Genomic DNA, 13,220 nt, shown 5'->3' with positions numbered 1-13,220 from the left:
CCTCTTTTCCGGTGAAAGAGGTCGTTTTATTGTATTATTTTGAAATTGTTACGATTCTTACTATTATATTTCTGATGAATTGGAGATTAATTCATTCGTTCCGACCACTGCAGTTCCTCAGGCAGTTCCCTGTCTGAAAATTCGATATGAATGACTCTTCTCTTTTTACCATTCGTTGTTCTGTTAGATCCGTGAAGAGTCAGTGGTTTCATAATCATAATTCCCCCTTTTTCTACACTGCATATTTCTTCGGTTTCCACAGTCCAATCAATGGTTTCCGGCCTGTAAATTCCTTTGGAATGAGATTTCGGAACTACTTTTAATGCCCCATTATGCTCATCCGTATCATCCAGATGAATTCTTATAGTGTACATATTTTCTAAAATATCCAACGGAGGTTGTACAGCAAACTGGTTCTGCTTGGTCGTCCATGGACCAAAATCAGGCAGATTCACTTTTTTATCAACGGAAATCGTTAAGTCCTGATGATAGGCAACATACCAATTCGATTTTTCGGGTTTATCAAAATAAATACTTTTTACCACCACGTATTTCTCACCGAAAATTTCCCGGACAACTTTTTTAATATTGTCATTAAAGATGAGGTCTTTGATCTCCGGAATTTCCTTTAAAAACTGTCTTATCGCAAACAGATCTTCAGATTTTCTGAAAGTTTCCTTTGATGTATCGATGTTTTCGAGAACGTGAATTATCTTATTAACTTCTTTGTTAGAAAAAATATTGTTGATAATTCCAAAACCATTTTCAAGAATTACATTTTTATGATCTTGTACATTCATTTCAAAAAAATTTTATAAAATATAAATGGTCAATAATGAATTTCCTGTAAACCTAATTACATTCCTTCATTATTGACCATTGACTAGCATACGCTACATTGATAATTCTTTATTTACATATCTCCACCATGGCTTTCCAGCTGTCCTTCCCACTTCGAAACGGCAGAAGTAGCTAATGCATTTCCTAATACATTGGTCATACTTCTTCCCATATCACAGAAGTGGTCAATAGGCAGGATTAAGGCAATTCCTTCCGGAGGAATTCCAAACATGGAGCAGGTCGCTACAATAATTACAAGAGAAGCCCTTGGAACTCCTGCAATTCCTTTTGAAGTCAGCATTAATACCAATAGCATGGTAATCTGCTGGCCAAGCGTCATTTCAATTCCATAAATCTGAGCGATAAAGATGGATGCAAAAGTCATATACATCATACTTCCATCCAGGTTAAAAGAATATCCCAGCGGAAGAATAAAAGATACTACTCTGTTATTACACCCGAATTTTTCTAATTCTTCAACCAGTTTGGGAAATACAGCTTCCGAACTTGTTGTGGAGAAAGCGATCAGTAAAGGAGCTTTGATTCTTCTTAATAATTCAAAAAGACGATTTCCTAAGATAAAATATCCTACCAGTAAAAGAACCAGCCAGAGTACTCCTAATGCAAAGAAAAAGTCTCGCAGATAGATCGCATATACTTTAAAAATTTCAAAACCGTTGGTGGCTACTACTGCAGCAATCGATCCTAACACCCCAAATGGCGCAAACCACATGATGTATCCAACCATTTTAAGGATGGCATGAGCAACGATATCAAATAATTTCACTACAGGTTTAGCGTATTCATCTCCCAGGTTTGCCAGGGCAATCCCAAACATAATAGAGAATACTACAATCTGCAGTACCTCGTTGGTGGCGAAAGCTTCAAATAAACTTTTAGGAATGACATGTTTCACAAAATCTTCAAGAGAGAATCCTTTGCTGCTTTTCAGGAGATCTTCTGCAGATGCAGCATCCTGGATCGGTAATTTGGTAATGTGTCCCGGCTCCAGCCAGTTGACAAGCATTAATCCAATAAAAAGTGAGACTAGAGAAGCCGAAATAAACCAAAGCATTGCTTTTGTACCTACTCTTCCGATCATTTTGATATCGCTCATTTTAGCAATTCCAACCACCAGTGTGGTAAAAACCAATGGTGCGATAATCATTTGTACCAGTCTGATAAAAACAGTGCCCAGCAGTTTTATATTCTTAGAAAACGGTTCTGCACTTTCAGGATATTGCAGATGCACCATCCCCCCAATGCCTACCCCTAAGATAAGCGCAATAATAATTGCTATAAACAGTTTATTTTGTCCTTTCATATAAATAGTTCAAGTTTCGCAAATATAATAGTTTTTCAATTGGTGTCAGATTTTATTAAAATCAGGTTAAGGCTATGTTACATTTATGATCCGATAAAATTAAATGCCTGATTCCTAAAATATTGTAAAAAATTAAAGAAATATTTCTATGGTATTTATTATTTTGGTACAAATTTTATTATTACATTTGATTGTATTAACAACATTAATAAATATACAATATGAAAAAAACTATCGCAATGGCTGCATTGGCTATAGCTGTATCATTTGGAGCTGTTTCTTGTAAAAAGAAAGTTTCTGATGCTGACCTTCAAACTCAAGCTACAACTGTAGTAACGTCTAATCCTGGTGCTTCTGTAGAAGTAAAAGACGGAGTTGCTCATTTAAGCGGAACGTTCCCTGATCAGCAGTCTAAAGATGCTATGATCACTCAGTTAAAAGCTATCAAAGGAGTAAAAGAGGTTATGGATATGTCTACAATCGCTGCTCCGGCTCCGGTTGCTCCCGTAACTACAACTTCGGCTGTAGATCCTGTAGTTCAGAAAAAAGTTCAGGATGCTGTTAAAGATTTCCCAACGGTGAAAGTAGAAGTAGTAAACGGTGAATTAACGCTTACCGGAAATGTTTCTAAAGAACAGGCCAGAAAAATCAAACAATCTGTAGATGCTTTAAAAGCTGGAAAAGTAAATTATAATTATACTGTAAAATAAGGAGAGATGAGCACATTACAAGATAAATATTCAGGTGTAATTACTGCAGCTCAGTCTGCGGGAATTGCAAATCTTCAGGTTCAGGAGCAGGATGGTATTCTGTATGTTTCCGGTAATGCTTCAAACACTGCAGCAAAAGATGCAGTTTGGAATGCACTGGGAGCAATAGATTCTACCTATTCAGCTTCAGACATCAATCTTGATGTACAGGTTGCAGGGTTGGCTGCAGGAGCCTCTCTTACAGTAGCTACTGACGAATCTAACCTTAACATCAGACAAGAGCCTTCTACGGAAGCAGCTGTTGTAGGAAAAGCAGCGAAAGGAGCTTCTGTAACATTAATCGAGCAGACTTCTGACGATTGGTGGAAAGTAAAAAATGCTGATGGACAGGAAGGATATGCGTATTCAAGATACTTGAAAGCATAATTCTTTTTAAAATCAACGATTAAATATGAACATCCCTGCACAGGGATGTTTTTTTTTATACTTTTACGCCTCGGAAAAAAACTATTCATGAAAAAAATCTTACTGCTGTGGATCCTTATATGCAATGTCATCATTTTAAATGCTCAAAAATTAAGTATTGATGGAAAAGTAGCAGATTTTGACAAAAAACCTATAGAAAATGCTACGGTTTATCTTTTAAAACAAAAAGATTCATCCATCATCAATTATACAGCAACCAATAAGGAAGGTAAGTTTTCATTAAAAATTGATGCACTGAACGAACCTTCTATTTTAAAGATTGACGCTGAAAAGCTGACCTCCTATTCCAAAAAATTTGAAAACATAGATAAATCCTTGTCTTTGGGGGATGTGGAACTTGAAAAAAATACGGTCTTTAATATTGATGAGGTAAAAATTACTGTTTCTCCTGTAAAAATTAAAAAAGATACTATCGAATTTAATGCATCCTCTATCAAAGTACGACCGGACAGTAAGATTGAAGAACTTTTGAAACAAATTCCCGGTGTGGAAGTCAGCAATGACGGGAAGATTACTGTTAACGGAAAAGAAGTGGATCAGATCATGATCAATGGAAAACCATTTTTTGATAAAGACGGTAAAGTGGCGTTGCAAAATCTGCCGGCAGATCTCATTAAAAACATCCAGTTTACCACCACCAAAACCAAAGAGGAAGAATTAAGCGGAAAAACACCTAAATCCAACAATACCACCATCAATTTTAATATTGATGAAAAGAAAAACAAAGGCCTTATCTCGAGGCTTACCATCGGATATGGTTCTGATAAGCGGTATGAGGGAAGCGGACTGGTAAGTTATTTTAAAAATGACACGAAGATCAGCCTTCTGGCTTCATCCAATAATATCAACTCACAGGGATTTTCCAGTGATGAGGTTTTCGACAGCATGGGACAGGGCAGAAATTCATGGATGATGCAGGGCGGTACTGTTACCACATCTGGAGGTAACACCTATTATATGCAAGGTGGCGGCGGCAATAAAGGAATCAACAGATCAACGACTATAGGATTCAGCTATAGTGATAAGTTCGGGAAAGATGCAGACTTGGACACCTTCAGTCTGATGCACAGTGATTCTAATCTCGAAACGCGTTCTAAAGTATCCAGAACAACACTTTTGCCTGCCAATACGTTACAGACCAATTCTGAAAGCAACGGTAAAAATGAGTCCAGACAATATAATTTTGATACTTCTGTAAAAATAAAGCTGGATTCTCTGACCAGTATTTATATTTCGCCTTCTTTTTCAAAATCCAAAGGATATAGTTTCAACAATTCCAAATCGGCTACTTTAAGGGATAATATCCTTCTGAATGAAAGTGATTCCTACAGCAGTGTTGATTCGGAAAGCAGTTCTTTCAGTCCTAATATTTATTTTTCAAAAAAATTCAAAAAAAAGGGCCGTGTAGTTTCTGCGAATATCAACAGTTCGATCTCCGAATCTAAAACAAATAATCTCAACAAATCTGAAAATATATTTTATGAAGGTTCAGATTCTAATGACAACCGAAATCAACGGGCTAATAATAAAACCCAGAATAATAACTACAGGTTTACGACTTCCTATTCGGAGCCTATCACAGATTCCTTGAATATTACAGCCAATGTCAGCTATGATGCAAAGGTTTCCCGCGATATGAGAGATGTGAATGATTTTGATGATGCTACAGGACAGTATTCTAAATACAATGTGCCGCTATCAACCCGTATGAACCAAAATATTAATAAATTTTCTCCGGAGCTTTCTCTGGAACTCAACAAAAAGAAAATTAATCTATGGGCATCGGTGAATCTTGATATTACGGATATGAAAATCAATTCTACCTTCAACGCAAAGCAATATGATCTGCAGAAAAACTTTGTATTGCCCGGATATAATCTGAACTTCCAATATGAATTTTCGCAAAATAAAAGACTGAGCATTTACCATTACGCCGATTACAATATTCCCAGTGCAGAACAGCTGACTCCTTATGAAGACACCTCGAATCCGTTGATAACCTACCGGGGAAATCCTGATCTGAAAAACACATGGACCAACCGGACGTATCTTTATTTTAATAATTTCAATATCGTAAAAAACATCAGCTACTATTTCAATGTTGGGTTTACTTACGGAAATAATGATATCATCAATTATTCTACCTATGATAATTCGGGAAAACAGGTCGTAACGTATGATAATGTAAGTGGGAATAAAAGTGTTAACGCAGGCGGAAGTTTCAGCAAAACGTTTAAATGGAAGACCAACAAACTCACCATCAGTCCGAAATTTAATATGAATTATGGCTACAACAGAAACTTTATCGATGGACAGCAATTTATCAGTAATACATACAGCCTTAATCCGGGATTAAATGTTACCTATGAAATTAAGGATAAAATGACCATAAAACCTTCCTACAGGCTTGGATACAATTTTTCAAATTATATCAATTCCGGTATCGCCAATGTGAATACCGCTAACCAGGCTTTAAAACTTGAGCTGACTAATTATGTATTCCAAAGCAAATTTGTATTTGGAAATGATTTTGAATACAATACAAGCTCGAATATTGCACCCGGTTTTAAAAAGGATTTTTATTTCTGGAATACCAGCTTAGGTTATTCATTTTTCAAGAAACAGTTTACCGCGAAAGTAAAAATCTATGATATCCTGAATCAAAACCAAAGCGTGAAAAGAACGATCACCAATTCTTATTTCGAAGACCGGGAAGATCTTATTTTAAAGCGCTACGTGATGTTTTCTCTCAGCATGAAACTGAACAAATTTGCAGGAAAAAAAATGCAATAACTCCAATATTGGGCTCAATACTGATCAAACGGCTGGAATTTCTCCAGCCGTTTTTCTGTGGTGCCTAATTTTCATTACAAGATCCTTTATAGAAAGTACGTCAGAACTATTTTTATTTTTAAATTAGCCACAAATTTAATTTATGAAAATCCACATTTCTATTGTATTTATTTTCTTCTTTATTTTTGGAAGTTCACAAAACACACCGCCAAAGGACAGTTTTGTGAAAGATAATTTTACAAAAAAAGAATTTTATATCCCGATGCGTGATGGTGTCAAGCTTTTTACAACGGTGTATATTCCCAAAGATATTTCCACCAAGAACAAATATCCCTTCCTGATGCAGAGAACCTGCTACAGCATTGCTCCATATGGCGAAAATGAATACAAAACCAAAATAGGTCCGAATGCTTATCTTATGAAAGACAAGTATATTTTCGTCTATCAGGATGTACGTGGAAGGTATATGAGTGAAGGAACCTTCACCAACATGACTCCACAGGTGGAAAGAAAAACAAAAAAAGATGTGGACGAAAGTACAGACACGTATGATACGATCGACTGGCTGCTTAAAAATGTGAAAGATAATAATGGTAAAGTAGGACAATTCGGAACTTCTTATCCGGGTTTTTATACTGCAGTAGGGGTTTTGGCGGAGCATCCCGCTCTGGTAGCCTCTTCACCTCAGGCACCTATTTCTGATTTCTGGAATGATGATTTTCTTCACAACGGAAAATTCATGCTAGGATATTTCAGAACATTTCCTGTTTTCGGCGTTCAGAAAACTCAACCTGAAAAAGAAGCCTGGTACAAAGATTCCTCCATAAAAACAACCTCAGAAGATGGTCTTAAATTTTACAGAGAAATGGGAACATTAAAGGATGGATATGAAAAATATTATAAAAATAATTTCTTCATGACAGAAATTATGAACCATCCGAACTATGATGAATACTGGCAGAAAAGAAGCCTTTTACCTCATCTTAAAAATATCAACCATGCGGTGATGACTGTAGGCGGATGGTTTGATGCAGAAGATCTTTCCGGACCTTTAAACATTTATAAAACGATCGAAAAAACAAGCCCCAAAGCTAAAAACACGATTGTAATGGGACCTTTTTCTCATGGCGGATGGTCTCAGGAGCAGGGAAAACATTTTCATAATCAGATTTATTTCGGTGACAGCATTGCGACCTATTATCAGAAAAATATTGAAACTAAATTTTTCAATCATTACCTGAAAGGAAATACCAAGCAGGATGCCGGACTTCCTGAAGCAATGATGTATGATACCGGAGCAAAAGAATGGAAAGAATTTACATCTTATCCTCCTAAAAATGCCCAGAAAATAAATTTCTATTTAGCTGACGGAACTCTGAAAAAAGCAGCAGGGCAAAACTTTTCAGAATATTACAGCGATCCGAATAATCCGGTTTTGAGTTCAGACAATCTTAAAGATTTCAATGGTTTCACCCCAAGAAATTATATGTCCGAAGACCAAAGGTTTGCAGAAGGAAGACCAGATGTTTTAACCTTTACAACGGATGTTCTGACGGATGATATTGCATTCGCAGGAGAAATCATGGCCAAGCTGAATATCGCCTCTACTTCTACCGACGCTGATTTTGCTGTAAAGCTTATCGACGTTTATCCGGAAGATTTTAAGCCTGTGGAAAAGAAAGATGGTGTGGTATATGCCAATTACCATCAGATGGTAAGAAGTGAGATCATGCCTGCAAGATTCAGGAATTCACGTGAAAAAGGAGAAGCATTGGTTGCCAACCAAAAAACGGCAGTCAATTTCAGGCTTCAGGATGTGGTCCATACTTTTAAAAAGGGACATAAAATTCAGATCCAGATCAGCAGTACGTGGTTTCCGCTTTTCTCTGTCAACCCTCAGAAATTTATGGCAAATCCGAATATGGCGACAAAAGAGGATTATACAAAAGCCTTTATCAAAGTCTACGGCGACAGTTTCATAGAAGCTGATGTCATTAAATAAAAATAAAAAGCTGTATCAAAATCGATACAGCTTTTTTTATTCTTATCTAAAGTTTCCAGTACTTACTCTTCAATCGTTCTGAAAGTAAGATTCACTCTGGGAGTTTTTACTTTGGTTGTTGGTGGAAGGCGGTGCATCCAGTGATCCTGAGTGGTTCCTTTCATAACCAGCAAACTTCCGTTTTCCAGGAAAACTTCCACTTTTTCTTTGGTATTTTTATGTTTAAACAAAAACTTTCTTTCCGCTCCAAAGGTTAAAGAAGCAATAGCTCCGTGTTTCTTAAGATCTTTTTCTCCATCGCTGTGGTAGGCCATTCCTTCGCTTCCGTCGTGGTATAAATTCAACAGACAGGAGTTATAAGTTTCTCCTGAAACGTCCTCACATTTCTGTTTTAGCATCAACAGTTCGGGAGTCCATATCCTGGCATATTTTGTTCTGTTTGAATAAGTATATTCAAATGCTTTTTCTCCAAACCAGGCGACTTTTCTTTTCGTTAGGATCAATTTTCCAAAGATCACCGCTTCATCATTTTCCCAGGGAATCTGATTGAATAAATAATCATAATAGGAAACCGATTCTTCATTAGAAAAAACCTTTCTGTAATAGTGAACGGTTCCATCATTGGGAAGTATATTGATCGGGAACGCTGATAAATCTTCGAATAGGCTCATCATTTTTGATTATTTTAAAATTAAATTATATTGGATAAAAAGGATATATAAGGTAAAAATATTAGGAATCTGAATACTCTGCACGAGTTAAAAATATAACCATTAAGAACTTTATTTTTTTAAGAATAATAAGGGAATCATTAAACCAATCTTATATTCGTGGGTCATATTCCCCTCCTCCGGAGGGGTGGCAAATCAAAGATTTGACGGGGTGGTTTAAAAATTAACAGGCTAAAACCCCTTTCTATTGATGTTAGATTCTTAACAACTTAATATATCTTAATGGTTTAAACAAAATCAATGTGCTAGTAAATTTTCAGAATACACATGAGAACTTTCCCAGCCTATAATCAGCTGTTTTCTCTCACTTCCCCACATATATCCACCAATAGTACCCGAAGATTGAATCACACGATGGCAGGGAATCAGAAATGCTACAGGATTGCTCCCAATGGCTGTTCCGACTGCTCTGGAAGCTTTGGAATTTCCAATTTTCTCCGCCAAGTTTCCGTAAGTAGATAATTTTCCCATTGGGATAGAAAGGAGGCTTTCCCATACTTTAAGCTGGAAATCGGTTCCTTTTAAATGTAATTTGACGGTATTGAGTTTCGTCCAGTCTGTATTGAAAATAGACAACGCATTTTTCTGCAGTTCATCCTGTTTTTCAAAAAAAGAAGCATTAGGAAATTTAGATTTCAAAATTCCTAATGCTGTTTCTTTATCGTTTTCAAAAGCCATGTAACAGATTCCTTTTTCTGTGGAAGCTGCAATTACATTTCCGAAAGGACTTTCAGAAAAACTGTAATTAATACTAAGGCTTTTTCCTCCGTTTTTATATTCTGCCGGGGACATTCCTTCAATATTCACAAACAGATCATGCAATCTGCTCGTGCTTGATAAGCCTGTCTCGTATGCGGTATCAAATAAACTTGCTTTTTCTTCCTTCAGTAAATTTTTAGCATGTTCAAGACTAATGAACTGCAAAAATTTCTTCGGACTCGTTCCTGCCCAATCCGTAAATATTTTCTGGAAATGAGCGGGGCTTAAGTGAATTTTCTCAGCAACTTCCTCCAAACTCGGCTGAAGTTTAAAATTACTCTGGATATATTCTATTGCCTGAGCAATTCTGTTGTAATCGATTTGACTTTGTGTAGACATATCATTTTGTTTTATCTCACAAATTTCCTAAGAATATCCGACAGAAAAAATCCGATTCCTGCGGAATTTTAGTCTTGGTTAATGTGATAATACGCTAACATTTTGTAATAAAGTTTCGCTGCCAGGAATGCACTTGGTTTAGCCATTGGAGAATCCATTAATTCTACAATATCAAAGGCAACTACATTACATTTTTCAAATACTTTTCTTAATAATTCCAACGTTGGATACCATTGCAATCCGCCTGGTTCAGGAGTTCCTGTAGATGGCGCAATCGATGGGTCAAAAGCATCCAGATCTATCGTAATATAAACGTTTCCTGACACTTTTTCCAATACATCATTGATCCAGTTATCATTTACCGCAATTGCATGAGCAAAAAACACCTGTCCTTCCGGTAAATACTGGTATTCTTCAACATCCATAGAACGGATTCCCACCTGAACCAGGTTATGCTTCTGACGGGCTTCGTACACTGCACAGGCATGGTTGGAAGTAGATCCGTGGAATTCAGGACGCAAGTCTGTATGAGCATCCAGCTGAAGTACGGTAAGATTTTCATATTTTTCTCCGACAGCACGGATAGAACCGATGGATACAGAATGTTCACCACCAAAAAGGGTAAACAACTTTCCATCATTTTCCAAAAGCTCTTTTGTTTTTTGGTAAACAGCTTCTGTCATTGCTTCAGGAGTAGAATTTTCAGAAATTTCTCCACCCAGGTATACCCCTTCCAAATAAGGTTCTGTATTGGTTTCGATGTCATAAAGCTCCATATTTTCAGAAGCATCAAGGAATAATGCCGGACCTTTATCAGCTCCTTTTCCCCATGTTGAGGTTCCATCGTAAGGAACCGTTACCAACATTACTTTCGAATTTTCTAATGATGCATTTTCTTCAGGAATTCCTGCGTATGTTTTCATGTTTTAAATGATAAAAAATTGATGGTTCAAAGATAGTTGAATTTACGTTTATGAGAAATATTTTATGAATACTTTACGATTCGTTTCGGGTTATGTTTCCTATTTTTACAGTAAAATTTTTCAATATGTCATTAAAAGCTGTGCTTTTCGATATGGACGGGGTGATTGTAGATACAGAACCGCTGCACAGAAAAGCTTATTTCAACATGTTTAAGGACCTGGGCATTGAAGTTTCCGAGGATTTATACACTTCATTCACAGGATATTCAACCAAAAAAGTTTCCACTACTTTAATTGAAAAATATAATCTGGATCAAAGCCACGAAGATCTCACTAACAGAAAAAGAGTGTATTTCAAGGATTATTTCTACCACGATGCTGGATTTGACCTTATTCCAGGGGTAAGAAAATTAATTGAACATTATTATGAAAATGGGATACAACTAATCATTGCTTCATCTGCCAGCATGGCAACCATCAACATGGTTTTTGAAAAATTTGGTCTGGAAAAATATTTCAACGGGAAAATAAGCGGTGCTGAACTTAAAGAATCCAAACCTCATCCTGAAGTTTTCCTTCTAGCCGCTGAAATGGCAGGTGAACCTCTCGAAAACTGTATGGTAATTGAAGATTCTACCAACGGGATTTTAGCCGCCCACAGAGCCCATATTTTTTGTGCCGCCTATAAAAGTGAGCATTCTGTTAATCAAGATTACACGTTAGCCAATATTACCGTATCAGATTATTCTGAATTGGAACTTGATAAGATATCCACATATTTTAAATAAAAACAGCCATCAGATTGATGGCTGTTTTGTTTATTTTTCTCGTCATTTTCCAGTAATGACAAACGTATTCAATTAATATCCCAGAAGTTTTAAAACATCTTCAGGTTCCTGTCTTTCACGGAAAATCTCATACTGGAATTCTCCATTTTCATCTTTCTGAATCAGAATATGTCTCGGCTGAGGCATCAGACAATGGTGAACACCGCCGTAACCACCGATCGTTTCCTGATAAGCTCCAGTATGGAAAAAACCGATATATAAAGGCTTCGTATCACTGAAAACAGGCAGATAAATCGCATTGGTATGCTGTTCAGAGTTATAATAATCATCTGAATCACAGGTAAGACCTCCTAAGAATACTCTTTCGTAAGTATCATCCCAACGGTTCAGCGGAAGCATGATAAAGTGTCTTGAAATCGCCCAGGTATCAGGAAGTGTAGTCATGAAAGAAGAATCGATCATATTCCACTTTTCTCTGTCATTCTGACGTTTCTGAGAAATAATTTTATAAATATTCGCACCGCTTTCTCCAACCGTAAAACTTCCGAATTCCGTATAGATATTAGGCTCTTCTACTCCTTCTTCTTCACAGAATTTTTTGATTTGCGATACAATCTCTTCAACCATGTATTGGTAATCATAATCGAACTGTAAAGATGTTTTGATAGGGAAACCACCACCGATATTCAATGAATTTACTTCCGGTGCAATTTTCTTCAAACGGGCGTATACACGAAGACATTTATACAATTCGTTCCAGTAATATGCCGTGTCTTTGATCCCGGTATTGATGAAGAAGTGAAGCATTTTCAGTCTTGCATTCGGGTGCTCGGCAATTTTTTGGCTGTAGTAAGGAATGATATCTTTATATCCGATTCCTAATCTTGAGGTATAGAATTCGAACTTCGGTTCTTCTTCAGAAGCGATTCTGATTCCGATATCGAAAGTCGTGTCGATACTTTCTGTAAGCTTATCCAGCTCACGGTAATTATCCAGAATCGGAGTAATATTTTCAAAACCGCTGTTGATCATATCCGAAATCTTAGCCAGATAATCATCCGTTTTGAATCCGTTACAGATCACTTCAATATCTTTGCTTACCTTACCTTTTTTGTAAAGTGCTTTTACGATATCCATGTCATACGCAGAAGAAGTTTCCATAGAAATATCATTCTTCAAAGCTTCTTCAATCACAAAATTGAAATGACTGGATTTTGTACAGTAGCAGTATCTGTAGTTCTTTTTATAATCGGTTTTCTCAAAGGCTTCTTTAAACCAGCTTTTTGCTTTCTGAATATTTTGAGAAATCTTCGGGAGGTAACTAACCTTTAAAGGAGTTCCAAACTTTTCAACAACTTCCATTAAAGGAATATCGTGAAACAACAAATTGTTCTCAGAAACATTAAATTCTTCGGTAGGAAAATACAATGTCTGATCAATAAGTTCCGAGTATTTTATTTTCATTTTTTGACAAGTGAATTAAGAATGCAAAATTGCTAAAAAACTTTGATTTTTTGGTGTTAAA

At 36.4% G+C, this 13,220-nt stretch carries 11 protein-coding genes; 5 read left to right on the top strand and 6 right to left on the bottom strand.

The features are described from left to right. Positions 1–86: 86 nt before the first annotated feature. Positions 87–800, bottom strand: coding sequence for a phytanoyl-CoA dioxygenase family protein (locus tag IW15_RS06290; RefSeq protein ID WP_034710079.1), 714 nt, complete (start codon positions 798–800; stop codon positions 87–89). Positions 801–913: 113 nt separating this feature from the next. After that, on the bottom strand, positions 914–2,164 hold the full coding sequence (locus IW15_RS06285; RefSeq protein WP_034710078.1) for a dicarboxylate/amino acid:cation symporter: 1,251 nt from the start codon (positions 2,162–2,164) through the stop codon (positions 914–916). A 221-nt stretch (positions 2,165–2,385) separates the two neighbouring features. On the opposite strand from IW15_RS06285, the gene IW15_RS06280 reads away from it, so the two are divergent. The 4 genes from IW15_RS06280 to IW15_RS06265 all read left to right on the top strand — a co-directional run bounded on the left by IW15_RS06280 (position 2,386) and on the right by IW15_RS06265 (position 8,155). After that, positions 2,386–2,874 (top strand): BON domain-containing protein, encoded by a 489-nt coding sequence (locus tag IW15_RS06280; protein ID WP_034710077.1) that lies wholly within the window; start codon positions 2,386–2,388, stop codon positions 2,872–2,874. A 6-nt stretch (positions 2,875–2,880) separates the two neighbouring features. Beyond that, entirely contained in the window at positions 2,881–3,300 is a 420-nt protein-coding gene (locus IW15_RS06275; RefSeq protein ID WP_034710076.1) for an SH3 domain-containing protein, read from the top strand. Positions 3,301–3,387: 87 nt separating this feature from the next. Then, positions 3,388–6,153, top strand: coding sequence for a TonB-dependent receptor (locus IW15_RS06270; RefSeq protein WP_034710075.1), 2,766 nt, complete (start codon positions 3,388–3,390; stop codon positions 6,151–6,153). Between the two features lie 142 nt (positions 6,154–6,295). Continuing rightward, positions 6,296–8,155, top strand: coding sequence for a CocE/NonD family hydrolase (locus IW15_RS06265; RefSeq protein WP_034710074.1), 1,860 nt, complete (start codon positions 6,296–6,298; stop codon positions 8,153–8,155). Between the two features lie 62 nt (positions 8,156–8,217). On the opposite strand, the gene IW15_RS06260 is transcribed toward IW15_RS06265, so the two are convergent. The 3 genes from IW15_RS06260 to speB form a co-directional block, all read right to left on the bottom strand. Continuing rightward, positions 8,218–8,826, bottom strand: coding sequence for an alpha-ketoglutarate-dependent dioxygenase AlkB family protein (locus IW15_RS06260; protein WP_034710302.1), 609 nt, complete (start codon positions 8,824–8,826; stop codon positions 8,218–8,220). 297 nt (positions 8,827–9,123) lie between these two features. After that, positions 9,124–9,984 (bottom strand): bifunctional helix-turn-helix domain-containing protein/methylated-DNA--[protein]-cysteine S-methyltransferase, encoded by an 861-nt coding sequence (locus IW15_RS06255; protein ID WP_034710073.1) that lies wholly within the window; start codon positions 9,982–9,984, stop codon positions 9,124–9,126. Positions 9,985–10,052: 68 nt separating this feature from the next. Beyond that, positions 10,053–10,907, bottom strand: a complete 855-nt coding sequence (speB, locus tag IW15_RS06250; protein WP_034710072.1) for an agmatinase — start codon at positions 10,905–10,907, stop codon at positions 10,053–10,055. 125 nt (positions 10,908–11,032) lie between these two features. Here speB and IW15_RS06245 point away from each other — a divergent pair, with 125 nt between their 5' ends. Continuing rightward, a complete protein-coding gene (locus IW15_RS06245) occupies positions 11,033–11,695 on the top strand; it encodes an HAD family hydrolase (RefSeq protein WP_034710301.1) in 663 nt (220 codons plus the stop codon). Between the two features lie 72 nt (positions 11,696–11,767). Here IW15_RS06245 and IW15_RS06240 read toward each other — a convergent pair whose 3' ends face one another. After that, positions 11,768–13,159 (bottom strand): type III PLP-dependent enzyme domain-containing protein, encoded by a 1,392-nt coding sequence (locus IW15_RS06240; RefSeq protein WP_034710071.1) that lies wholly within the window; start codon positions 13,157–13,159, stop codon positions 11,768–11,770. Positions 13,160–13,220 lie beyond the last annotated feature (61 nt).

Origin of the sequence: Chryseobacterium soli (genome assembly GCF_000737705.1) — a bacterium.
GTDB lineage: Bacteria > Bacteroidota > Bacteroidia > Flavobacteriales > Weeksellaceae > Chryseobacterium > Chryseobacterium soli.
Note: the sequence above shows the minus strand (reverse complement) of the source record. Positions and strands in the feature narration are given on the sequence as shown.